This window comes from Arhodomonas sp. AD133, from assembly GCF_051195215.1.
Lineage (GTDB): Bacteria > Pseudomonadota > Gammaproteobacteria > Nitrococcales > Nitrococcaceae > Arhodomonas.
Window position 1 is genome coordinate 1 of record NZ_JBNAZM010000016.1, and the last position, 23,979, is coordinate 23,979.

At 65.8% G+C, this 23,979-nt stretch carries 21 protein-coding genes; 9 read left to right on the forward strand and 12 right to left on the reverse strand.

Annotation, left to right across the window (positions count from 1 at the left end):
• Window positions 1-104: 104 nt before the first annotated feature.
• The 3 genes from ACPEES_RS11075 to ACPEES_RS11085 form a co-directional block, all read right to left on the reverse strand.
• Window positions 105-899: a helix-turn-helix domain-containing protein gene (locus ACPEES_RS11075; protein WP_435103624.1), complete on the reverse strand. Its 795-nt coding sequence runs from the start codon at window positions 897-899 to the stop codon at window positions 105-107.
• A 388-nt stretch (window positions 900-1,287) separates the two neighbouring features.
• Window positions 1,288-3,039 carry a hypothetical protein gene (locus ACPEES_RS11080; protein WP_435103546.1) on the reverse strand — a complete coding sequence of 584 codons (1,752 nt, stop codon included), beginning with the start codon at window positions 3,037-3,039 and terminating at the stop codon, window positions 1,288-1,290.
• A gap of 671 nt (window positions 3,040-3,710) precedes the next feature.
• Window positions 3,711-4,622, reverse strand: a complete 912-nt coding sequence (locus tag ACPEES_RS11085) for a DMT family transporter (RefSeq protein WP_435103547.1) — start codon at window positions 4,620-4,622, stop codon at window positions 3,711-3,713.
• Window positions 4,623-4,734: 112 nt separating this feature from the next.
• Here ACPEES_RS11085 and ACPEES_RS11090 point away from each other — a divergent pair, with 112 nt between their 5' ends.
• Window positions 4,735-5,658 carry a LysR substrate-binding domain-containing protein gene (locus ACPEES_RS11090; RefSeq protein WP_435103548.1) on the forward strand — a complete coding sequence of 308 codons (924 nt, stop codon included), beginning with the start codon at window positions 4,735-4,737 and terminating at the stop codon, window positions 5,656-5,658.
• A gap of 176 nt (window positions 5,659-5,834) precedes the next feature.
• On the opposite strand, the gene ACPEES_RS11095 is transcribed toward ACPEES_RS11090, so the two are convergent.
• Window positions 5,835-7,661 (reverse strand): hypothetical protein, encoded by a 1,827-nt coding sequence (locus tag ACPEES_RS11095; RefSeq protein WP_435103549.1) that lies wholly within the window; start codon window positions 7,659-7,661, stop codon window positions 5,835-5,837.
• A gap of 119 nt (window positions 7,662-7,780) precedes the next feature.
• On the opposite strand from ACPEES_RS11095, the gene ACPEES_RS11100 reads away from it, so the two are divergent.
• The 4 genes from ACPEES_RS11100 to ACPEES_RS11115 all read left to right on the forward strand — a co-directional run bounded on the left by ACPEES_RS11100 (window position 7,781) and on the right by ACPEES_RS11115 (window position 11,824).
• Entirely contained in the window at window positions 7,781-8,722 is a 942-nt protein-coding gene (locus ACPEES_RS11100; protein ID WP_435103550.1) for a homocysteine S-methyltransferase family protein, read from the forward strand.
• A gap of 493 nt (window positions 8,723-9,215) precedes the next feature.
• Window positions 9,216-9,983: a hypothetical protein gene (locus ACPEES_RS11105; RefSeq protein WP_435103551.1), complete on the forward strand. Its 768-nt coding sequence runs from the start codon at window positions 9,216-9,218 to the stop codon at window positions 9,981-9,983.
• 57 nt (window positions 9,984-10,040) lie between these two features.
• Window positions 10,041-10,955: a LysR family transcriptional regulator gene (locus tag ACPEES_RS11110; protein ID WP_435103552.1), complete on the forward strand. Its 915-nt coding sequence runs from the start codon at window positions 10,041-10,043 to the stop codon at window positions 10,953-10,955.
• Between the two features lie 92 nt (window positions 10,956-11,047).
• Window positions 11,048-11,824: an aldolase gene (locus ACPEES_RS11115; RefSeq protein WP_435103553.1), complete on the forward strand. Its 777-nt coding sequence runs from the start codon at window positions 11,048-11,050 to the stop codon at window positions 11,822-11,824.
• A 55-nt stretch (window positions 11,825-11,879) separates the two neighbouring features.
• Here ACPEES_RS11115 and ACPEES_RS11120 read toward each other — a convergent pair whose 3' ends face one another.
• The gene (locus tag ACPEES_RS11120; protein WP_435103554.1) at window positions 11,880-12,836 is read right to left on the reverse strand and encodes a GlxA family transcriptional regulator; all 957 of its coding nucleotides are present in this window, start codon (window positions 12,834-12,836) and stop codon (window positions 11,880-11,882) included.
• A 193-nt stretch (window positions 12,837-13,029) separates the two neighbouring features.
• Here ACPEES_RS11120 and ACPEES_RS11125 point away from each other — a divergent pair, with 193 nt between their 5' ends.
• Window positions 13,030-13,842, forward strand: a complete 813-nt coding sequence (locus ACPEES_RS11125; RefSeq protein WP_435103555.1) for an MBL fold metallo-hydrolase — start codon at window positions 13,030-13,032, stop codon at window positions 13,840-13,842.
• Between the two features lie 17 nt (window positions 13,843-13,859).
• On the opposite strand, the gene ACPEES_RS11130 is transcribed toward ACPEES_RS11125, so the two are convergent.
• The 7 genes from ACPEES_RS11130 to ACPEES_RS11160 form a co-directional block, all read right to left on the reverse strand.
• Window positions 13,860-14,225 (reverse strand): VOC family protein, encoded by a 366-nt coding sequence (locus ACPEES_RS11130; RefSeq protein WP_435103556.1) that lies wholly within the window; start codon window positions 14,223-14,225, stop codon window positions 13,860-13,862.
• 85 nt (window positions 14,226-14,310) lie between these two features.
• Window positions 14,311-14,976: a LysE family translocator gene (locus tag ACPEES_RS11135; protein ID WP_435103557.1), complete on the reverse strand. Its 666-nt coding sequence runs from the start codon at window positions 14,974-14,976 to the stop codon at window positions 14,311-14,313.
• Between the two features lie 212 nt (window positions 14,977-15,188).
• Window positions 15,189-16,151 carry a sugar kinase gene (locus tag ACPEES_RS11140; protein ID WP_435103558.1) on the reverse strand — a complete coding sequence of 321 codons (963 nt, stop codon included), beginning with the start codon at window positions 16,149-16,151 and terminating at the stop codon, window positions 15,189-15,191.
• 616 nt (window positions 16,152-16,767) lie between these two features.
• The gene (locus ACPEES_RS11145; RefSeq protein ID WP_435103559.1) at window positions 16,768-18,237 is read right to left on the reverse strand and encodes a M81 family metallopeptidase; all 1,470 of its coding nucleotides are present in this window, start codon (window positions 18,235-18,237) and stop codon (window positions 16,768-16,770) included.
• A gap of 51 nt (window positions 18,238-18,288) precedes the next feature.
• Window positions 18,289-19,347, reverse strand: a complete 1,059-nt coding sequence (locus ACPEES_RS11150; protein ID WP_435103560.1) for a TRAP transporter substrate-binding protein — start codon at window positions 19,345-19,347, stop codon at window positions 18,289-18,291.
• 20 nt (window positions 19,348-19,367) lie between these two features.
• A complete protein-coding gene (locus tag ACPEES_RS11155) occupies window positions 19,368-20,645 on the reverse strand; it encodes a TRAP transporter large permease (protein WP_435103561.1) in 1,278 nt (425 codons plus the stop codon).
• A complete protein-coding gene (locus ACPEES_RS11160; RefSeq protein ID WP_435103562.1) occupies window positions 20,642-21,163 on the reverse strand; it encodes a TRAP transporter small permease in 522 nt (173 codons plus the stop codon). Before ACPEES_RS11160 ends, ACPEES_RS11155 begins: the two co-directional genes overlap by 4 nt.
• A 126-nt stretch (window positions 21,164-21,289) precedes the next feature.
• On the opposite strand from ACPEES_RS11160, the gene ACPEES_RS11165 reads away from it, so the two are divergent.
• The 3 genes from ACPEES_RS11165 to ACPEES_RS11175 are packed head-to-tail and all read left to right on the forward strand — an operon-like array spanning window position 21,290 to window position 23,890.
• Window positions 21,290-21,676, forward strand: coding sequence for a RidA family protein (locus ACPEES_RS11165; protein WP_435103563.1), 387 nt, complete (start codon window positions 21,290-21,292; stop codon window positions 21,674-21,676).
• Between the two features lie 42 nt (window positions 21,677-21,718).
• Entirely contained in the window at window positions 21,719-22,615 is an 897-nt protein-coding gene (locus tag ACPEES_RS11170) for a MurR/RpiR family transcriptional regulator (RefSeq protein ID WP_435103564.1), read from the forward strand.
• Window positions 22,616-22,642: 27 nt separating this feature from the next.
• Window positions 22,643-23,890, forward strand: coding sequence for an amino acid deaminase (locus ACPEES_RS11175; RefSeq protein ID WP_435103565.1), 1,248 nt, complete (start codon window positions 22,643-22,645; stop codon window positions 23,888-23,890).
• Window positions 23,891-23,979 lie beyond the last annotated feature (89 nt).

The window sequence follows — 23,979 nt, forward strand, 5'->3', positions numbered from 1 at the left end:
GGCCCATACACCAAAGGAAAATCAATCGGTTACAGGCTCAGAAATGCCGCGAATCGCCTCAAACTGTGGAACTCGGGGGCGCCGCGCGTGGTCCGGTGTCCTGGTTAGCGGGTGACCCGGTGGCGCTTCCTGTAGGTTGAGGGTAATAGGCCCAGGTGGCTTCGGAACGCGCGGCTCATGGTGCCGGTCGTTCCGAAGCCGGTGGTTTCGGCGACACGGCTTATCGCCAGGTCGCTCGTTTTGAGCAGCTGGCGCGCCTTCGAGAGGCGGCACGCCACGAGGAACTGGTGTGGCGTTTGCTCGAAGGTGTTCTTGAACACGCGCGCGAAGTGGTACTTGCTCATGCAAGCCACCTCGGCCATGTCCGCCAGAGTGATGGGTTCTGCCAGCTGCGCCTCGACATAGTCCTGCACACGCTGCTTGGCGTCGGCTTTCAACTTCCCCCGGTCGTCGGGCAGCTCGCGCGGCAGCGAGCAGTAGCGGCGCAGCAGATGCGCCGCCAGCATGGAAGCGGCCATCGAGCCGTAACTCACGCTGGTGGGCGTGTGTTCCAGGAGCTCCTTTCTCAGCTCGTAGGCCAGGCTCGTCATCAGCGTATCGTTAACGCCCATGCGGTGGGGCAGTGAAAACGCGGGTGTGCGTCTTCCGGCGTATTCTTGGGCGGCCTCTTCGAGGGTTGCCGGGCAGAGATGTATGCGACAGATGGTCGCCGGTTCGCGTTGCGCAGTCTGCGCGTCGAGCCGCCAGCGGATGTGGTTCTCGTACGCGGGTGCAATGAACCACTCGTGCCGGCGTTTGCGATATGGCTCCCATGGGCGATTTTCGTAGCTGTACGTTCCACACTCTTCACCCGCACAGAACATGACGAGTTGATGGGCCCCGGTGGTAGGGCGCTCCATCGTCTGCACGTCCGTGGCCTGCGTGTGCCACAGCATCCGAAGACCGCGCCAGCCGCTACCGCGGCTATCGAGCGTGACGGTGCCCGAGATGTGGCGGGCATACTCGGCACTCGGGACGATCGTCCGTCCGGCAGCCATTACCGCAGGTGTTATGAGTGTTTGATTGGGAGATGGCACGGGCGAGTACACTTCGTCACTTGTGGAATGGCATATCGGTAGCACGGCCACTGAGACCTGACAATACGTTCGAAAAGGTGAGTACATCGGGCGCACAAGCGACGGATGGAGAGCTGCCGCCGGAGCGTTGGGTCGCGGGCGTTGTCGAAGCGAATGTCGTGATCCAGAGCGGTTGCCCGGCAACGCGCCGGGCAACCGCAGGTGAGAGACGCTATCGGACGCAGACTCCGTCAGCGTCCTTCTCCGGCGGCTTGGTGGCGATCAGGATGTCATCGATCGCGTACCACTCCTCGCGGCGTTCCTGGTCCGAGTACGCGTGGAAATGGTCGTTACCGCCAATGTGGACCACGTTCCATTTCACCTCGCCGGTACTGTCGTACCCGCGCCAGGGCATCTCGGTGTTCCGGAAGACGAGCTGGTCGTCGATCCACTGTTCCAGCACGCCGTCGAATACGCCGGGGCCGGAATTCATCTTCACGTGAAACTCGATCTTGTGCCATTTGTCACCCCATAGCTCGTCGTGGGAGACAATGCCTGATACCGGTTCCCCCGTGACCAGGTTGAACAGGCTGTCGACCTCGTTGTCTTCAACGCCGTCGCCGTTCAAGTCACGAATGTTGCTGTCGAAGTTCAGCGACGCACTACCATTGCCGAACCGCCGGGGCAGATTGATGGGCTTCGGATCCGTCATCAGGTAATGCTCGCTGGTCGGGTGACCGCGCAATGCCAGCTTGTTGCGGGCACCGTATGAATCCGCGTAGTAGTCCCACAACATGATCGGGCCGTTGGGGCCGTCACCGAACGCCTTGTAGATGTTGCCCTTGTCCTCGTCCCAGGCCGAGATGCGGAAGAGCTTGCTCATTCCGGTATCGCCCAACGGCGTCCAGTCGGGATCGAAGCGGATCCAGAAGCGGACGAAGAGCTCGTCGTGACCTTCCGGGAAGTACTTCGACAGCATGCTCTCCGAGGCCCAGTACCATTGGGGATCCTCGATGCTGTCGCGCCAGCTCACGTAGCTCTTGCCGGTGCCCGTGCGGGTCTTGTCGCTGTTGCGGGCGAGGATCTCGATGGTCTCATGCCGGTCGGAATGGCCCATCGATGGTGACCAGGTGGGATCCTGCCGGATGGAATACCAGCCTTCGGGCACGATGTGTGTGCCGGTCGTCTGCACCCGGTCCGTACTGTGCATGGCGCTGGTCCAGTCGGGCTGATCGTCGAAGTCTTCCTCGAACAGGACCTCGCTGGCGTCCCGGGCACCGCCGTCATCGGCGATCGTGGTGACGTTGAAGCTGGCGGATACGCCGCCGACCATCAGTACGGCCGTCACCGGTGGTTCCCCGCAATCCGCGGCGGTGGTACGCACGGTCACGCTGCTGCCGTTGCCGACGGTGCCGTCGGCCGACGTGAATGCCCCGCCGTCGATGGAATACTCGCCACCGACGATGCTGATTGGTGCGGCCGCGTCGATACCGGTCACGGTAATGGGCGCCGAGGCCACGAGCACGCCCGGCTGGACGTCCGCTACGTCCTGGAAATCGAAGGGCTCGGGCGTAGTGTCCGGCCCCGAGTCGCCGACGGTGAATGCCGCCTGTGCCGCCGCCTCGCCGTCCACCGAGACCCCGACCACGTTCCGGCCCTCGACGAATGCGCCCATATCCTGGGCACGGGCGGCTTTCACCGGGCCGCCTTCCATATCATAGGGCACCATGTACTCGCGGTGATAACGCTCGCCGTTGATGTGGAAGGTGACGCGGCCGATATCCGACGCCGGTGCATCGTAGAAGATGTAGTAGTCACCGCCCGGATCCAGTGTGGCCTGCGCCAGAGCGGTCGGATTCGAGCGGTCCGGCGACTGGGAAACCAGCAATCCGCCGTCGCTGGTGAAGCCGCATTGGCTGTAGGCGCCGAGAAGAAAAACACCGAGTATGGCACTGGTGTTGCGGGCGCGAACCAGGCTCGCCATAAGTTTATTCCCCTTCCATGTTGGATGTGTTTCTTGTTGGGAATTGTTCTGTCGAGCAATCCCGGTTCATTAATAGACACGGCCATGTTTGTCTTGTCAACACAGCCGAAAGGCATCGGTCGACAAGGGGTCATAACCTATTATTTTTTACGGGTAAAATTCGCAATAATATAGCCCGCAATCCCGTTTGCGTCCGCATGCTGTCAATCGACAATGGGAGGCATCCATCGCCCATCTTGTCCGAAGCCAGCGCCGAACCTGTGCGGACACGAGTCCGACGTCTGTGCGTGGGGTGGCTATCAGCGGCGGATTCAAACACCCATACGGGCGCTGGCGTGCAATGGGCCCGGAAAGGGTGTTGCCGGGCCTCAGTGGCCGTGTGCGCCGTTGTGATCGCCTGACGTGGCCTCGCCCCACGCCGGCCCCCCGCTACCTGCAGGCAGACGTAACCGAATTCGTTGACGAGTTGCTGGGCGTTTTCAACCCATTTTATCTCGGTTGAATCCGTTCTATCGTCCATGTTCCAGGTAACCATTGACATGTGCGCGTCTCCTCTCTGCGTTGGCTTTTCTCGAGAAGGACGATGTTAATTCATTGCGAAAACCATTTCGCCAACGCCCAGCAATGACGTGCGGCTGATCAGGAATGCAACGACGTTATGATTCAGGACACTAGAGGTTGATCCAGACGATCCCAGCGAGAATGGCTGCGCCGCCAACCATGAAGTTCAGGCTGATCGGCTCGCCCAGCAGTAACGCGCCGAAGGCGACTCCGAACAGGGGTGAGAGAAACGATAGGATCCCGAGGCGGGAGGCCAGATAGCGTCGGAGAAGGGCGAACCACAGCAGCAGAGCCGCGAACGAAACGATCAGGGTCTGAAAGCCCAGGCTCGCGATTGCCTCCGGTGTGGCCCGCGCGGCGCCGAGATCGCCAACGAGCCAGGTGATCGGTAGAAGCAGTGCCGCTGCGGTGAGCAGTTGATAGAACAGCGTCTGCAGTGCCGGTGCCTCGGACAGTCGGGTGGTGCGTACGGCGAGGGTAGTCGCCGCCCAGCTTATCCCCGCAAGGACGCCCAGGGCATCGCCAGCCACGATGTACAGGGCGTTGTCATCATCCGTCGAGTTGGGGGCGATGGCGATGACCATTCCGGCGAATGCCAGTGCCACGGCGATCCAGTGACGCGGCGCGAGCTGTTCGCCGGGAACCAGAAAGTGGAGGCCGAGGGCGGCGAACACCGGCGCCGTGTACAGGAATACCACCATGTGGGACGCGAGCGTGTAGTTGAGCCCCAGCGCTACGAATACGAACTCGAAGGTGAAGCCCAATCCCACAAGTGCCCCGGGGCCGAGCCGGGAGCGTTCGAATATTGCCTGGCCGCGGGAATGCGCGAGTGCCCATACGAGGATAGCGGCGATGGCTGAGCGTAGTGCAATCTGCACAAGGGGAGGTACGTCGCCGGCGACCGCCTTGATTGCCACTTGCTGAAGGCCCAGGGCAACGCAGAACAACGTCATCAACCCGGTGGCACGGCCGTCCAAGCCACGTCGACTTGCCGGCGTATTTGCGACATGCTGTGTGCTCATCCCCGGGTCTCCCATCAGCCAGGACCATTGCGGATGCGAAGCGAGGCTAGCACTGTGTTCACGGGGCGACGAACGATTTAATGGTTATGCAAGGCTCAGGAAAACTCATCTCATGCTTGGCCGGTTGCCTTTGAACGCGTTGCGTGCCTTCGTGGTCGCGGCACGCCATGAGAGCTTCAAGCTGGCCGCCGCCGAACTGCACGTGACGGCGGGGGCGGTGAGCCGGCAGGTAAAGCAGTTGGAATCGCAGCTTGGCGTCACGCTGTTCGAACGCCGCGCGCATGGTGTGCGCCTCAACGATGCCGGCCGGCGTCTGGCGGACAACGCGGGCGCCAGCCTGCAGCGGTTGGCGGATGCGTATTTCGAGGCGCAACGCACGCCCACGGCCGGGCTGTCGATTAGCGCGCCACCGTCATTCGTGCAGCACTGGCTCCTGCCGCGTCTGCCGGCGTTCGACGCCGGTAATGCCGAGGTCGCACTGGATGCCAGTCAGAGTTTTGCCCAGCCGGAATGGGGGGAGGCGCACGGGCGGTTGGCGATCCGCTATGGTCGAGGCCCGTGGCCGGGTGTGAACGACAGTCTGCTCTTGTCGGACCCCATGTTCCCGGTTTGCGCGCCGTCACTGCTGGAAAAGGGGCCGCCGCTGCGTGAACCTGGCGATCTCGTCGATTATCGGTTGCTCCACGTCGTGTGCGCTGAACCTGCGATTCCCACATGGCGGGAGTGGCTCGACCATGCCGGGGCACCCGAAGTTCCCGCGCCGGTCCAGCAGCAGTATTCGCTTTTCAGTCACGCGCTGGAGCAGGCCATTGCCGGGCACGGCGTGGCTCTGGTCGGACGTGTGGTGGCGGAAGACCGGATCCGAAGCGGCGTACTCATTCGCCCGTTCGGGAACCGGTACGTGTTCCCGTCCCCTTTTGGCTACAGCCTGATCACTCCGAGTTCGGGCAGCCCGCCGGCAGTGGCTGTTCGGTTCATCGACTGGCTGGAGCGCGAAGCGGCTGCGTTCGAGTCTGAAGAATCGGAACGTTACTAATTTTCTCAAAGCTATTGTCATGCGTCAGCCGGACTGTGCGCCGATGGCGCGAGGCGCGTGGTGTGGCCGGGCAACATACTAACCTTTTCGAAAGTATTGCCAGGTCTCAGCGTCACTGCGCGCCTTGCCTCCGAACCGCTCTGGCGCTCTGACACATGACAATACCTCTGAGAGGATTAGTAGTGGCTGGAGGCCCGTGCCGGAATGTCCTGTCCGACACCGTTGTACGAGAAATGCCACTGCACGGGACGCTCGGGCCGGTAGGTGCAGAAGGTGCCGGTGCGGATGCTGTTGCGCAGGTGCCTGCCCAGCGGGTAGTGCACCGTCTGAATCCTGCTGACCGCATGGCGGATGCGCCAGGTGACGGTGGTGCGCGCCCGTTCGCTGAGATTGCCGAGACGTCGTGTGCGGCCGCGCAGGCCGAGCGCGGCCGACAGAGCCTCCACCAATCGGTCCAGCTCTTCGCGGGCCTGCTCCGCACGCCCGATGTCCTGTTGGTGCTCGGCGTCCGCCAGCTCTTCCTGGAGCGCACGTATGCGGGAGCGGATTTCGTGGCGCGCCCGCTCGTCGAGTATGGCCGCGCCGGTATCCAGCTCGGCGCCGCGTCCGGCCAGATCCAGGCAATGGATGTCCTCGCCGGGGGATTGCAATAGACGCTGGATGTCGTGCACGCCCTTGAGGTCGGGCAGCAGGGCAGTGCGGCCGGCGAATGCCGCGGTCCAGCCGCCGCCGTGCCGTGCAAGCCGGGCTCGTTCGCATCGATCGCTGCCGGCACGGTCCGGCGACGTCGTGTTGGTTTCGCCGAGCAGGCGGAATCCTTCGTGAATGAGCGCCACGTCGTCTTCCTGGCGGAACGGATTCACTTCCAGTAGCCACTGGAGGGCCTCTCCCGGCGACGGCTCGCGGCCGAATGTAATGCGTTCTCTAAACGCCGCGTGGTAACTCTCCAGCGCGTCACGGGCTTCGGCCATTCGCCCGAGGAAGGCGTAGGCAATGGCCGTGAATGCGGGAACGTCGACGATGGGAGCGCCACTCGCGCGAGCGCCCACCTGCAGGGCCATTTCGAAATCGCGGGTCAGGAGATAGGGAAAGGCCGCGTAGGCATAGTAATAGTTCGGATGGTACGGATTCAGGCGCATGGCCCGCTCGGCCAGCTCCTTACCCGTCTCGGCGTGGCCGAGAAACACCTGGCACATGGAGAGCTGGATCAGGTTCTCGGCATCGTTGGGGCACAGCGCGAGCGCACGGTCCAGGTACCAGGCGGCTTGCTCGAAGCGGCGGTGATAGAGGTGAACGCGGCCCACGACGACATGGAGCATGGCGTCGGCGTCGTCCAGATCCAGCGCCTTGTGGGCATAGCCGTAGGCGAGTCGGCCGTTCTCACGGAATTGCCCCCAGAACTGGCAGCTCCACTCGTTGAAGTAGGACAGCGACAGTCCGGCGTACGCGCGTGGGTAATTCGGTTCCTGCGCCAGTGCCTGCCGGAAGCATTCCCGCGCGGCCGCGTCGGCGCTCGGTGACCCTTCGCGCAGAAGTGCGAGCCCACGCAGAACCTGCTCGTAGGCGGCCAGTGCTTCCGGCGACTTCCGGTACACGGCGGCAAGCAGCGACTGCTCGAGGCGGGCATTCAGCGTCGCGGCGACGCGGGCGACGAGCTCCTGGCGGATATCGAGCACGCTATCCGTCGGGGTTTCCAGCGCCTCGTTCCAAAGTTGCCTGCCGGTGGCGCTGTCCACCAGCACCGCGGTCACGCGCAGGCGATCGCCGGCACGGTCCGCGTGGCTTCTCAGCAAATGGCTCGCACCGAGCCGGGCGCCGACATCGGCATCGGGCAGTGGCGCCAGATCCGCTGACGATGCCCATGACACGACCTGCAGCTCCGGGAAGCGCGTGAGCGCCGCGCACACGTCCTCCAGCAGACCCTGGGCGATGAGGCTGTCGCGTTCGTCCAGCGTCGCCGCCTTGGGAGGCAAAACCGCGATGATCGGAGCATGGCTCGTCATCCGCCACGCCTTCCTGCCCGTTCCGCGTTCCGCCGCCTCACATCGTGAGGACCGGCCCCACGCCCTTCTCCATGAGACGCCACCAACGTTAGTGGCATACCGACGAGGAGGACGCGACTATGACGAAGTATAGACACGATTTGCCCCAGCTCCGAGGCGGCCTTTTCCTCACCGACGGCGGCATCGAGACCACGCTCATCTTCCACGACGGCCTGGAGCTGCCGGACTTCGCGGCATTCCACCGCCTGCGCGATAGCCACGGGCGCGCGGTCCTCGAAGCGTACTTCCGCCGGCACGCCGGTATCGCGCTGACGCAGGGGGCCGGCTTCATCCTGGAGAGTGCCACGTGGCGGGCGAGCGCGGATTGGGGGCAACGGCTCGGTTACACCGCGGCGCAGCTCGCCGAGGCCAATCGTGACGCCATCGCCTTGCTTGCGGCATTGCGCGGGGAGCTCGAGACCGAACGCACGCCAATGGTGATCAGCGGATGTCTCGGCCCACGCGGAGATGGCTATGACCCGGGCACGGCGATGAGCGCGGAGCAGGCCCGGGGGTACCACGCGAGTCAGATCGACACCTTCGCCACCACCGAGGCGGACATGGTCACCGCGATAACGATGACCAATGTCAACGAGGCCATCGGTGTCACCCGGGCGGCGATCGACGCCGGCATGCCGGTGGCGATCTCCTTCACGCTGGAGACCGACGGGCGTCTGCCCACCGGACAGCCGCTGAAGGAAGCCGTCGAGGCGGTGGATGCTGCCACCGGCGAGGGGCCGGCGTACTTCATGATCAATTGCGCGCACCCGACGCATTTCGCCGGCGTGCTCGACGGCGGTGACTGGACGCGACGGCTGCGCGGCATTCGCGCGAATGCCTCCAGGCTCAGCCACGAGGAGCTCGATGCGGCAGATGATCTGGATGACGGCGATCCCGAAGAGCTCGGCAGCCAGTACCGCGAGTTGCGCCAGCGTCTACCCTGGATCAACGTGGTCGGCGGGTGCTGCGGGACGGATCACCGGCATATCGAGCAGATCGGTTCGGCGTGCATGGCCGCCTGAGGGAAGTGCGGCGGGGCGATGGTATCGCCTCGCCGCCGTGGGCGTGCGGGATGTCGTCGTGACGCCGCCCACCTGTGATGCGCCCGGAACGGCCGGACTGTTCGATGCCCAGGACGCGGTGTCCGTATAGCACCGACCGCTTCGGCGCCCTGATGGAGCAGCCCGCCGAGACCGCGGCGGCTATCATGACACCGATACGCCAACGCCCTCGGGGGGTATCGGTGGGCGGACGGATTGGCGTGGCCACCGCTGTCGTTGTCGCACGACAGGGACGCAGACCGTCCGGTTCGGCTATTGGGGCTGCTGGTTGCCGCCAACGACACCGGGCATGGTGACGCCGGTGTTGCCGCGGTGCACCCACACTGGATAATGTCGGGCTCGACGTTGCCCGCCACGGGCACATGTTTCGCGACGCAGGGATGGCTCGCACCCGCCGTTACAGCCCGGCCTCCCGGCGTTGCCCACCACAATCCGGACAAGGAGCGTTGTCACCATGCGCACAATCGGTATTCCGTCCGTTCTGCTGTCCTGCGTCCTTGCCGTCGGGCACGCTCAGGCAATGGACAAGGAGCAGGCCCTCGAGATGATGAGGGGGCAGCTCGAGGATTCCTGCGCCACCGACCAGGTCTCCCAGTGCCTCGACGTCGATCCATCACAATGCCCACGGGCGGCGGAAGCCACCATCTCGGCATGCGGGGAACTACTCAGCACGAAGGGCCCCTCGGAGGCGTTCAGCGACTGCGTCAGCCGCAACATGCGGGAGGAACTTGGCGTATCCAAGGCTGAATTGAATGCCTGTCAGGCCAGCGCCGAGTCGAAGGAGCGTACCCCGCGCTCGCCGGAAGAGGCGCGCAAGGAGGCGATGGAGAAGGCCGACAAGGTTGCCGAACAGTTTGCCCGGATGGCGGAAGGTACCGAAGACGAGGTGACCTTACCCGTTTATCCGAACCATAAGATGACTGCCCACCACCGCGACATGAGCAATTTCAAGCCGAACGGCAAGCGTCTGGGCGATGCGGCGGTATCGATGGCCATGATGACGACCCCGGATTCGGTGGCTGACGTCGTGGCGTTCTATGAAGACCGGCTGGATGGCTTCGAACAACATCGGTCCTCCGAGGAGAACGTGACTTTCGTCAAGGGCGTGCCCGTAGAGACAGGTGGGCCGGATTTGGAGGAGCTGTACGTGCACGAGCACGTCAGCGTCTACCGCCTCTCCGGCGAAACGCGGATCGAGATCGGCTACCGGCCGGAATCGTAGCACCGGCATTCGCTTGCACCGGTGGCGTCGTTCGCCACCGGGTCGTGGAGTTCAGGCATGAGCACGGAACGCGCTGCCCAGCCCATGGACGTCTGGCTCCGAGCCTTCCTGGCCGTCGCCGACGCGCGTTCGGTCACTGACGGCGCGGAAGTGGTGGGGTTGTCCCAGCCGACGGTGAGCCAGTACGTCCGCCAGCTCGAGCAAAGCCTGGGCGTTGCCCTGTTCGAACGCCACGGACGAGGTGTGATCCTCACGGCGGCGGGCGCGCGGCTGCGCCAGCGTGTCGGTGCCGCCTACGGCGCCATCGATAGCGCGGTGGGCGAAGTCAGCCGCGGTGAGGGGGTGATCCGCGGCACCGTGCGCGTGGCGAGCGCCCACACGCTCAATGCCTACTTCCTGGCCCCCGTGCTGGGGGAGTTCTGCGAGCAGCGCCCGGAAGCGGGGTTTCAGGTACTCTGCCGTGGGTCCACGGAGATCGTCGAGCTCGTGGAGCGCGGCCGGGTGGACCTGGGGCTGGTCTACGATGCGGCCGTGGCCAGCGCCGATGTGGAATCGATGGCGTTGTTCGAGGAGCGCATGGCCCTGGTTCATCGCGAGGCTGATGCGTTTCCTTCGTCCGCCGGTGCGGAGGTGGACGAGCGCGTGCGGTTGCTTGCCTTCCCCGCCGGCTATGCCCTGCGGCGGTTGCTGGACCACCACTACAGTGACCGGCTGAATATCGTTGCCGAGGTGGAGACAATGGACGCCATGCTCCAGCTTGTTCGCGCCGGAGTCGGTGCCGCCGTCCTGCCCGATAGCCTGCCGCACACCATGGTCGAAGCACAGGGACTCGTTCGCAGCGAGCTGGCGGTGCCCGTGCCCCGGCGGCGGGTGGTCGTGATACGGCGTCGCAATACCGCGAGCACTCCCCTCACGCGTTTGGTCGAGGATCTCATCTGCACCCGGTCCGCCGGGCTCGCCGGTTGCCAATAGCTGGCATTGCGCCAGAGCCTACCTTCCAGCGGACTCGCCACCTACGCTGCCGGGTGGGCGATAACGTGGCGTTGGCTAAGCGGAGGGCGGTGATGACATCCGGGCGCGACAAGCAATATTTCCTGGAGCGCAGCGACCGGGAGATGAGCCACCATCTTCGCCAGCGCGACTACCATCCGTGCGAGGCGCTGGCGGTGACATGCCGGCTAATGGGCATGGAAGGGCACGAAGCCGGCCTGGCCGGACAGATCACCAGCCGGGCGGACGCGTCCGAGCGCTACTGGACGCTACGCTTCGGCCTGGGGTTCGACGAGGCGCAGCCGCAGGATTTCGTGCTCGTCGACGACGACCTGAACACCATGCAGGGAGAGGGCATGGCGAACCCCGCCACCCGCTTCCACCTGTGGGTCTATCGCGCCCGGCCGGATGTCGGTGCCATCATCCACACGCACCCACCCTACATCTCGGCGTTGTCCATGCTCGAAGAGCCCCTGGTCGTCGCGCACATGGACGCGACGCCGTTCTTCGAGGACTGCGCCTTTCTGCGGGAGTGGCCCGGGGTGCCCGTGGCGGATCGGGAGGGCGAGCTCATCGCGGGAGCGCTGGAAGGGCGGCGTTCCATTCTCCTCGCCCACCACGGGTTGCTGGTGGCAGGGCAAAGCATCCAGGAAGCGGCGTACCTGGCCGTCTACATGGAGCGCGCGGCGCGCATGCAGCTTCGTGCGGCATCGGCGGGCCCCGTGCGGCCAGTGCCTGCCGAACTGGCGCGTGAGGCCCATGACTATCTGCTCAAACCCGCCATCGTGAACGCCACCTTCGACTATTTCGCCCGCCAGGTGTGCCGGCACTATCCGGATTTCACGATATGACATGGGGCCCTGACCGCGCACCGGGGCGGCGCGAGAGCACCGATTCCCCCCTGTGTCAGGTTCGCCCGAATGTCTGGCGATAGGCCAGCGGCGTCAGGCCGGTCACGCGTTTGAATGCGCGAGTGAGGTTGGATTCGCTGCTGAATCCCAACTCGGCGCTGATCGTGGTTACGGGTTTGGTAGTGAGAATGAGGCGTTCGCTGACCTGGTTCAGCTTGACGCGGCGGGCGTAGTCCGCGGGCGTCAGCCCGGTCTCGTCGCTCACCCGCCGTGCCAGTGTGCGTGTGGACGTGCCAAGCGCGGCAGCGAGGCGTTGGACTGTCACCCGCTCCGCCGCGAGCCCTTCGACGACCGCGTGGAGCTGGCGCAGCAGTCCGTGGGGTTGCTCGATGATGCTCATGGCCCGGAAAGCGCTGTGTGGCTGTACCGGGCGGGGCAATACCATCAGGTTGATGAGGTCGTGAAAGACCGTCGGATTGACCCGTCGCTCGATGACCGTGCGCCCGATGGGCAGGTAGCCGTGTACGCCCGAGGCAGTGGCGGATTCAGCGTCAAATACGCAGTCCCGCTCGGTTCGCCAGTCCACCGTCGGATGGTCGCGGAGCATGGCGTCCGCCAGCCACCACGTGACGGTAGCGGTCCGTCCGTCCAGACGTCCGCTAGCGGCGAGCAGGCAGACGCCGGTGCAATAACTCCACAACGCACCACCACCGGTGCGAGAGGCCAGCGCCTCGATCAGTCCGGCATTTTCCGCCACCGTTTCGGCGACCTGCGATGCCGATTCCGCCCAGAACCCCGGTACCAGCACGGCGTCGGTGTCGGCGGCTTCCAGCGTGGACGAGATTTCCAATGGCACCGCGTGGGCACAGGTCACGGTGCCCGGCTCGAGTCCGACGTAGCGGGTTTCGAACAGTCGGGCGCCAACACGGCGATTGGTCGCGTGAAGCAGGTCGGCGAAGGCGAACAGCCCCGCGGGCATGCAGCCCGGATACAGGAGCAGGCCAATGCGCATCGGACTCGGCATGGCGGATATTGAACAAATATCGGCAGTGTTTGCCATCCTAGTCGCGCCCGGGCGCGGGCACAATTGGCGAGCCGGTCACGTGTCCGACTACAGGCGTTGACAGGTGCGCCTTCCCGGCAACGCATACGAACGCGCTGAGGCATGACCGGGTTAGTAGCTGTGCCACACCCAAGGTATCCGAATGAAAATCCGACAACTGCGCAATGCGACCATCATCGTGGAATTCGGGGGAAACCGGGTGCTGGTGGATCCAATGCTCGCGGGAAAGCAATCGCTGCCGCCGCTGCGCGTGACCGGTGAACGGCGCCGCAATCCACTGGTAGAACTGCCCGACCGTACGGACGCCGTTCTCGCGACGGTTACACACTGTCTGATAACGCATTGTCAGAAAGGGCATTTCGACCATCTCGATCGTGCCGCGAAGCGCTGGTTGAGGGAGACGGGAACGCCCGTGATCTGCACGCCTCACGATGCCTCGTACCTGGCGCAGCGGGGTTTGAACGTCCAGCCGCTGCCTCGCGGCCATGAACAACCGGTGCCCCTATGGGGGGGCACCATCCGAACGGTTCCCTGCACCCACGGCACGGGGCTGGTAGGGCGGCTGATGGAACACGGCGTGGGGTATCTGTTGGAGATGCCAGGGGAGCCGAGTCTCTACCTCAGCGGCGATACGATTCTCACGCCCGCGGTCCGTGGGTTCGTTGCCGCCCATCAGCCCGGGGTCTGCGTTGTCCCGGCCGGCGGCGCGCGTTTCGACGTCGGCCACGAGATCATCATGGGCATCGATGACGTCATCGAGCTGGCACGTCTGTCCACCGGGATCGTGATCGCGAACCACCTGGAGGCGCTGAGCCACTGCCCGGTGACCCGCGAGGGGCTCGCGGTCGCCGCGCAGGCGGCGGTCGTGGCCTCGCGCCTGTACATTCCCGACGATGGCGAAAGCCTCGACCTCGACGAGGAATCCCGCGCCCGCCTGGTGGACACGGCTCGCTGACGGATTCCGGCGATGGGTCAGCGATCCAGGGGGCGGGCGAAGCTCAGCTCGTGGCCGTCCGGGTCGCGCAGGTGAAAGTAACGCTCTCCCCAGGGGGCGTCGGTGGGGTCGGTCTCCGGTCCTAGCCCGGCGGCGACAGCGCGTTGGTGCATTCCGTCCACGTCCGAGACGTAGAGGATGGCGCGGCCCCACGGGCGCTCGGGGGGAGCGCCGTTCATCAGGTTCAGATACCCGGGGCCGACATGGAAGCTGGTGAACTCGCTGCGCTCGCCACCGTAACGCAGCCGAAAGCCCAATGCTTCATAAAAACGCACGGCGCGGGACATGTCGGCCGTGAAGAGTGTGATGGCGCTGATGGCTTCGAGATGGGGCAAATCGTCCATGGTGTCCTCCGCACTGCGCGTGGTTGGCGCCGCGTATCGTGCGAAATGTCGTCCCGGCGTTGAAGCCGCGCAATCGTGCGGCGGCTCAGCGGTCCGTGACGGCGAGCTTGGCGGCGAATGCCGCGAATGCGCCGGCGAAAACCCGCTGCGTCCAACGTGTCACCCGGGCGGAGTCGAGCACGTAGTCGCGGACCAGGGTTGCGGCCATGCCGTACGCCACGAAGATCGCGAACGTCAGTGCCATGAACACCGCGCTCAGCACGCCCATGCGTATGAGCTCGTCCGCCGCGGACGCGGGAATGAACTGCGGCAGAAAGGCAAGGAAGAATACCGACAGCTTCGGGTTGAGGATGTTGATGAGCGTGCCGCGGATCGCTACCGCGCCCAGTCGGCGATTGTCTGAGGCATCCGAGCCGCCGTTCGTCTCCAGTGTTTCCGGGGCGCCGAGCGACAGCGAGCCTGTCTCCCGCCACATGTTCCAGGCCATATAGAGCAGATAGGCCACACCGGCGACTTTGAGAATCTGGTAGGCCAGCGCGCTCGTGTGCAGAACGGCAGCCAGCCCCAGAACGCTGGCGAGCAGGTGGGGCACGATGCCCATGGTGCAGCCGAACGCCGCCGCAACACTGGCCCGGGAGCCGCGGAACAGGCCGTTGGATAGCGTGTAGATCACCCCCGTGCCCGGCACCAGAACGACCACCACGGCCGTGAGCAGGAAATCCATCCCGATCGTTTCCAAGAGGTAGCTCATGCGTTCGGACTCCCGTTTCCGGCGTTTCCTTGGGGGCGTATTGGCGGCGCAGGCCATGACCGTTTCGACCATCGCACCTACCAGGGTCTCTGTCGAGTGTGCGGACGCGGGGACGCGGTTGTGGCGGATGAGCCGCGTCGTGCCCAGGCAGGTAGCCTGCCCGCTGGTGCAGGGCAGGCGGGCGATGGCCGTTGCCCGAGTGGATACAGCGGTCAGCGCGCGATGTCGTCGTTACCCCCTGTGGCGGCGAGCGTTGCCACAGCCGCGGCGTCGAACATCGGCAGGTCGCCGGGGAGGGTGTACTTGAGCGCTGCGGCGGCGCAGCCCCAGGCGAGCGCCGTTGGGATCTCCGTTGTCGTCAGCCAGGCGTGCAGGAATCCGGCGGCGAACGCATCGCCGCGGCCGATGCGCCCGGCGGCCTGAGTGACGGGAATCGACGGTTGGTAAACAGTCCGGCCGTCAGTCGTGACGGCCATGGCGCCGTTGCCGCCGCGGGTGACCACCAGCACGGAACAACCGCATTGGCGGCGGAGGAGGGCGGGATCCTGTAGCGCGGGCCAGATACCCGCCAGGTCGCGCTCGGCGACGATGACTATGTCCGCGCGCTGCATCGCGGCCTCGTAGTGGGGCCGGGCGGTGGCCGCGTCCCACAGGCTGGCGCGATGGTTGACGTCAAAGCTGACACAGGCGCCGGCGTCGCGGGCAGTGGTCATGCCCTCCAGGGCGAGCGTGCGGGCGCCCGCGCCGATGCCGAGGGTGATGCCGGTGGTGTGGAGCAGCCGTGTCGTTGGTGCTTGCAGTGACTCGAGTGCGAGATCTCCGGGGGCCACCGTTGCCATGGCTGAGTGAGCGCGGTCGTAGACCACCCGGGCGCCGCGGGGGGCGGGGCCGTCCTCGTGAAAGTACAGCCCCATCCGGCCGCCGGGCTGTAGGGTGGTATGGTCGATGTCCACCCCGGCCCGGCGCAGCTCGCCGCGCGCCATCGCCCCCAGCGGGTTGTCCGGCAGTCGGGCCAGCAGTGCGGTGGGTGTACCCAACCGGGCGAGCCCGACGGCGACGTTGGCCTCCGCACCACCGACGTGAACGTCTAGTGCAGAGGCGGCCTCCAGCAGATCGTACCCGGGCGGGCTCAGCCGCAGCAGTGGTTCGCCCAGGGTGAAAGCGACCGGGGGCATGGTGTTCTCCTCTTCGCCTCGATGTGTTCTCGACGGACCGTTCGAGCCTGTCAGTGCCTAGGGCCCGGCACGCACCATGTGCCATGCGCATGTTCATCAAGTCCGCAACGCCCGCTACCGCTCCCGGCAACCGCGTTAGATGCCTTCGCGGCCCCGGTGGTGTGGCCGCGTCGTGGCGGTTCGCAACCCGATACTTGAGAACTTGCGACTTGCCGTCTTTCAGCGCGTCTAACCGGGTAGATCGGCTGCTCTTGGCAGCCGACATCGCCGCGGCCGGCGAGGCGGGGGCTGGCTACTCGTCGTCTTCTTCTTGCCGCTCTTCGTCTTCCTCCAGTCGCCGTCGGCGAGCACGAAGCGCTGACCGACGTGCCGGACGCAGAGGTGTCGGCTGCCGAGTGCAGCCGATCTACCCGATTTTCAGTTGCCGTAGGTCGGCGAGCGCGCAGCGCTGGCCGACATCCCGTCGCAGAGATGTCGGCTGCCGAGAGCGGCCGACTTACCTTCCAGCTCGCGCCGATACAGAGGTCGACTACTTCCGGTAGCCGACAGCTCGTTGACCGGGATTTGTCGGCCAGCGCTTCGCAACCCGGTACTTGAAACCTGCTTCTTGCTGCGATCAACGTGTCTCGCCGTGAGGGTGCTCGACGATCGGCCAGATGGGCCGGCGGAGCTTGCGGTAGTTCGTGGTGCGCGGGTCGCTCGGGTACGGGGCGCCGGCGTCCACGTAAAGAATCTCGTCGCTGATGGCGGCGAAGGCTTCGTAGAAATGATTGGTGGACTTGATCACCAGGATGTGCCGGTCGCGCGGATCGATACCGAGGTTACTGAAGAGATCCGGGGAGAAGGACTGGGAGCGCACGGTGTTCAGGATGACGTCGATGCCCTCGTCGAGGTTGACCCACACCGCGTCGCCGAGGGGCACGCGGCTGTCGCCGAAGCTCTGATGGGCGTCCGGCACCACGCGCTTGACGGTCACCCACGCATCGTAGGGGCAGCCGGCCTTCTCGTCGGTCTTGCCGCCGAAGCGCAGGCGGATATGGGCGCCTTCCCCGGCGGCACGACAGAGCTGTACGGCGACGGGATCCCAGATCGTGCCGACCGCGACATCGGTGGCGCCCCGGGCGGTGAGCTCGCGCAGAATCAGCGTCGCGTCGCCGGCAACGCCGCCGCCGGGGTTGTCCCACACGTCGGCGAGTACGACCGGGCGGTGGTCGCTCGCCAGGGCGCGGTCCACGGCCTCCTCCGGGGGCAGGTAGGGGGGGCGCGCGCGACCGCGGAAGGAGAACAGCTCCATGCCGAGCTCCCGCGCGAGGCGGTCGCCGTGTTCCCGGGCGCCGTCGGTGATCACGAGCACTCGGGTGCCCATGTCCGGGACGTCACCGGCCATGAAGCCGTGAATCAGCGATATCGACAGCACGGCCGGATCCTCGGCCTCGATGCGGCGTACACGCTCCAGGAACGAGCGCATGGGGTCGATGCTGGTGGGCAGGACCTCGATCATGCGGCAGTCGAAGGCCGAGCGTTCCGGGCGGATCTCGCCGCGCATGTGTTGGACAGCGAGCTCGACGAGCTCGTCGGCGCGCTCGACGAAGTCCGTGTGCGGAAACTCCTTGAAGGCGATAAGCAGATCGGCGTTGTCGAGGCGCTTCTGCGTGAGGTGGCTGTGCGGGTCGAACTCCGCAGCGACCGTTATCCCGGGACCGACGATCTCGCGAACGCGGGCGAGCAGATCCCCCTCGCAGTCATCGTAGCCGTCGGCGACCATCGCACCGTGCAGCCCCAGAATCACACCGTCCACCGGCATCGCCGCACGAAGCTGGCCGAGCACCTCGTCACGCAGCCCTTCGTAGGTGGCACGATTGACCAGTCCGCCGGGTTCCGCCCAGGCGGCCGTGCCTTCCACTAGCTCCCAGCCCAGCTCCGCGAAGCGCCGGCGGCAGGCGATGAACGGCGCGCTGCACAGTGTGGGCGTTTCCGGGTGCTCGCCGGGGGGGGCGTAGAGGCTCGCCTTGAACGAGCTCATGTCCGTGTAGACGGGCGAGAACGTGTTCGTTTCCGTGGCAATGGATGCGACGAAGGCCTTCATGAATGCTCCTGCCGGGCCTCCCGGACCCGGGGTCCGGGAGGCGGGGTTGCGTTACTGGAGGTAGTGATCGGCGTTGGCCGCCCGGGTCTTCTCGACGAAGAGCTGCAGCAGCTCGCGACCCTTGTCGTCGAGGTTCTTCTCCAGGTACCCGCGCACCGCCGGCTGCGCGACTTCGCGAAAGCGCTCGCGGGTTTCCGGCGAGAGGGCGTTCACCTCCATCTTCTCCGCAAGTCCGGCCAGGCCGCGGTCCTCGGACGCCTCGATGATGCGCGAGAGTCCGCGGGAGGCAGCGATGCCCGAGCGTGCGGCGGCCCGCAGCATGTTCTGCTGGGTCTCGGTGAGGCTCTCGTAGTACTCGCGGTTGATGAGCAGCGTGTAAGGCGAGAAGAGGTGGTTGGTGAGGGTGAGGTAGCTCTGCACCTCGTCGAACTTGGCGAATGACACCGTGGGGATCGGGTTCATCTGGCCGTCGATTGCCCCGGTCTGCAGCGCCGAGTACACCTCGCCCCAGGACAGCGGGTAGGCCTCGCCGCCGAGCGCCTGGATGAGCTTCTGGTGAGCGGGCAGCGTCATCGTGCGGATGCGGATGCCCTCGAAATCCTCCAGGGTCTCGATGGGGCGCACCGAATTGGTGATGGAAAAGAAGCCGCCGGTATCCGGGAAGCCGAGCACCTTCACGTCACCGAGCTCGCGCTCGATGTCGGCGGCCAGCGCCTTGCCGAACTCGCCGTCGAAGACCTCGTAGGTGGCGGAGATATCGTTGAAAGCGAAGGGCAGATTGAGCACGCCGATGCGCGGATAGTAACTCGTCAAAGCCCCCACCGAGGCGAGGGTGCCCTGGATGACGCCGTCGCGCACCATCTGGATGTGTTCCTTGGCGCTGCCGAGCTGGTTGTTGGGGAAGACTTCGACGGTCACCTCACCGTTGGTCGAGGCTTCCACCAGGTTGGCGAACACGCCGGTAAAGGCGTGCGCCGGGTTTTCGGTCATGTCGGTCTTGTTGTCGTGCGCGAAGCGCATGGCCTGCGCCGCGTGGCTCGCGAGCGGGGCGGCGAGGCCCACGGCGCCCACCAGGGCGGCGCTCACCAGGTGTTTGCAGAGACGTCGCATGGTTTCTCCTCCGTCTGTCGTCAGAATCCCAGCCAGCGCGGCACCCAGAGGGTGAAGGCCGGGGAGTAGGCGATCAGCAAGAGCAACAGCATCTCGCCGATCAGAAAGGGCATGAGCTCGTAGGCGATACGGCCGACGCGCTCGGCGGTCACCGACGAGAGCACGAACAGGCACGCGCCGATGGGTGGGGTCATGAGCGAGATATTGAGCGCGAGCACGAACACGATGCCCGCGTGCAGCGGATCCATGCCGATCTGCTGGGTGAGCGGCACCAGCACCGGCGCCAGAATGATGAGCATGGCGTTGATGTCCATCACCATCCCCACCACCAGCAGCAGGCCGATGATCAGCAGCAGCACCACGTCCGGGCTCTGGGAGAAGCCCATGACCGCGGTGGCGAGCGCCTGGGGGATGCGCTCGAAGCTCAGCCACCAGCCGAGGATCGCTGCCGCGCCGATGATCAGGTAGATCACCCCGGAGATCTGGGCGGTGCGCACCAGCATCGCGAACAGTGCCCGCAGCGACAGCGCACGGTAGACGAACGCGCCGATGACGATGGCGTACGCCACGGCGATCGCGGCGGCCTCGGTGGGCGTGGCGATGCCGAAGAGGATGGTGCCGAGGATGAGCACCGGCATGACCAGGGCCAGCAGCGAGCTGCGGAAAAGCCGCCCGAGCTCGCGCAGCGAGCGCCGGCGCTCGTGCTTGGGCAGGCCCTTCACCCGACCGCCGGCGGCGATGATCGCCATGCACACCGCGCAGATCAGAATGCCGGGCAGGACGCCGGTGGCGAACAGTCCGCCGATGGATACGCCCATGAGCGATCCGTAGAGCACCATCAGGCCCGAGGGCGGGATCGTCGGGCCGATGATGGAGCCCGCGGCGGTGACCGCGCAGGCATAGGGCCGCGCGTAGCCTTCCTTCACCATCGCGGGCACCAGGGTACGGCCGAACGCCGCGGCATCGGCGGTGGCGGCCCCGGTGATGCCGGCGAAGAACACGGATGCCACCATGTTGGTATGGGCCAGACCGCCGCGCAGGTGGCCGACCAGGCCCTGGGCGAAGGCGACGACCCGGCTGGTGATGCCGGTGTGGTTCATGATCTCGCCGGCGAGGATGAACAGCGGCATGGCCAGAAAGGGAAAGATGTTCAGGCCGTTGAAGACCTTGCCCGGGGCGAGCTCGGTGAAGCTGGAGCCGCCGACGGCATAGAGTCCGACCAGGCCGGCCACGCCCAGAGCCACGCCGATGGGTGCGCCGATGACGAGCAGCGCCAGCAGTACGATCGCGACGGTCATGCCTCGAGCTCCTCGACGGTTTGTGGGTCGTGAGGGTCACGATGGAAGTGAGCGATGAACGCGAGCAGCGTCTGCACGGCGGCGAGCCCGAAGGCGACGGGAATGGCCGCGTAGGGAATGGCCATGGGCATGCCGAACAACCCGGAGAACTGTTCCAGCCCGTCTGCCACGAAGCCCTGACCCGCGATCGCCAGGTAGGCAAAGAAGGCGAAGGTGGTGATTTCCGTGACGCGCGCGAACGCGATGCGCACCGGCCGTGGCATGGCGCCCACCACCAGCTCCAGGTGGATGTGCTGGCGGTTGACGGTGCAGCTCGGCACGGCCAGCAGAATCGCCCAGATCATGAAGTAGCGGGCCGCCTCCTCCACCCAGTTGATCTGCCAGTGCAGGAGATAGCGGTCGAGGACGCCCACCCAGACGTCGACGATCAATACCGCCATCAGCACGCCCACCGCCAGGCGGTTCGCCCGGTCGAGCCGGGATGCCAGCCACGAGGCGGCATCTTGCAGTCTGTGCATGGACTCCTCCCGAACCTGTCGTGAAGATAATTTTCACTTTAAGGGATGTTGTGCTAGCTTTTGGGCATCGTCAAGAGCGAATATGAAGAAAATCTTCTTTACCTGGCGAGCAGAGGAGTCAGACCCATGAGTATCAAGCGCTATGCGGGCCCGGTTACTGGTGTCGGCGGTCAGACGATGCCCTTCGCGCGTGCCACGGAGGCGGGCGGTTTTCTCTACGTATCGGGTCAGACCCCGATGCGCGACGGTGAAATCGTGCCCGGTGGCATCGAGGTGCAAACCCGGCAGACTTTCGCCAACCTTCAGGCCGTGCTCGACGAGGCCGGCTATACGCTGGACGATGTGGTCAAGGTCAACGCCTGGCTGGACGACCCGCGGGATTTCTCCGGCTTCAACCGGGTGTTCAAAGAGTACTTCGAGGGGCGGCCCCCGGCGCGCTCGACAGTGCAGTCGGCACTGATGGTCGACGGCAAGGTGGAGATCGATCTCATCGCCTATCGCGACCCGGCCTGACGCCGTCGGGTGTGGCGTCGCCCGCTGCAGGGAGGTTCAATTGTGGCCACCACCGGCACAGCCACGGAGACACAGGACATTGTCTCGCTCATGCGTGATCGTCTGTCGTCCATGAGCAAGTCCGAGCGCCGTATCGCCGAGGCGATCCTCGCGGACATGTCGTGGGCGGTGCAGTCGACCACCACCGAGCTTGCCGAGCGCACGGGCACGAGCACCCCCACCATCACCCGGTTCTGCCGGCGGCTCGGCTGCGAGGGACTGCGTGACTTCAAGCTGCGTCTTGCCCAGGCGACCGCCGTCGGCAGTCGTTACCTGGGGGCGCAACCCGACGCGACGCCAGCGCCGCTCAAGGCGGTGACTTCGGTGATCGGTGCCGCCCACGAGGCGCTGGAACGGCTCTCGGCCCAGGTCGACGAGGCAGCCCTCACGCAGGCGGCGGACTGGATCGCCACGGCCCGGCGGGTGGCCATATTCGGCGGCGGGGGCGGCTCCAGCATCGTCGCCCGGGAAGGCGAGAATCGCCTCTTCCGGTTGGGGCTGAACGTCAACGCCTGCAGCGATACCCAGCTCCAGCAGATGATTGCCGCCACGCTGGTAGCGGACGACGTCCTGCTCACCATCTCCACCTCCGGACGCTACCCGGAGAGTCTGCGCATGGTGGAGATCGCCCGTACCTACGGCGCGAAGACGGTGGCGATCACCCGCCCGGGCTCGCCACTGGCGCAGGCCGTGGACGTCGTTCTGGCGGTGGACATTCCCGAAACGGAGCTGGTCCTCAAGCCCACCGCCTCGCGCTATGCGCTGCTGGCGATGATGGACATCCTGGCCACGGAGCTCGCCGGCCGTTGCGGCGAGGCGGCGCTGGAGAACATGCGACGCATCAAATACCAGCTCGTCACGCATCGCGATGCGGACGACACGCAGCCGCTCGGTGACTGACGCACCGGGCTGGCGGGGAGACACGCAATGACCATCGATACCACCGAGATCCGGGCCGCCGTCGCGCGGGGCGAGAAGGGCCTGCCCGTCGAGGGCGCCGGCAAGGGCGCTTCGCTCATCCGTGACGAAGTGAGCCTGCCGGCCATGGTGCTGCGCGAGCGGGCGCTGGAACACAACATCCACTGGATGCAGCGCTTCGTGGACGATCGCGGTCTGGCGCTGGCCCCTCACGGCAAGACCACCATGACCCCGGCGCTTTTCCGCCGCCAGACCGCCGCCGGTGCGTGGGGCATCACGCTGGCCACAGCCGCCCAGTGCCGGGCTGCCTACGAGGCCGGCGTACGCCGGCTGCTGATGGCCAACGAGCTCGTCGGCGCCGGCAACATGGCCATTGTCTCGAGCCTGCTCGAGGATCCGGAGGTTACCTATCACTGCACCGTGGACTCGGCTGACAACGCCCGCGCGCTGGGTGAGTTCTTCGCCGCACGTGGCCAGTGCGTGGAGGTGCTCATCGAGCTCGGCGTGCCAGGCGGGCGGTGCGGCTGCCGTTCCCGCGCGGAGGTCATGGCGCTGGCCGAGGTGATCGCCGCGCAGCCCGGGATAGCCGTCGCCGGCATCGAGGGTTACGAGGGCGTAATCCACGGCGATGACATGGCCGACCGGGTACGCGCCTACGGCGACGAGCTGGTGGCCATCACCCGGGCGCTCGCCGACGCGGACCTGATCGCCGTCGAGCGGCCCGTGGTGACCGCCTCCGGCTCCGCCTGGTACGACGTGATCGCCGAGGCTTTCGGCGCAGCGGACGCACGCGAGCGTTTCCTGCCGCTGCTACGGCCGGGGTGTTACGTCGCCCACGATCACGGCCTCTACAAGCGGGCGCAGTCGGAGATCCTGGAGCGGCTCCACGGTGACCCGGAAGATGGCTTGCTGCCGGCCATGGAGGTCTGGGCCCATATCCAGTCCGTCCCGGAGCCCGGCCGGGCGGTAGCCGGGCTCGGCAAGCGCGATATCGCTTATGACGCGGACCTGCCCATGCCGCTGCGGCGTTACCGCCCGGGGATGGACGACGCGCCGCTGCCCGTGGCGGATTGGGCGGTGACCGGCATCATGGACCAGCACGCCTTTCTCCAGGTGCCGGTGGGGGAGGACGTGCGCGTGGGGGACATCGTCGCTTTCGGTAGCTCCCATCCGTGTCTCACCTTCGACAAGTGGCGGCACATCTGTCTGATGAACGACGCCTTCGAGGCTGTCGAAATTCTGACGACGCGCTTCTGATCCGTTTTTCTGGCGCGGTCGATTCGTTGCTTCGCGTACAGGCTGCGCCTGTGGCTGAGGGGGGATCCGGCGACCGTGTTCCCTCCATT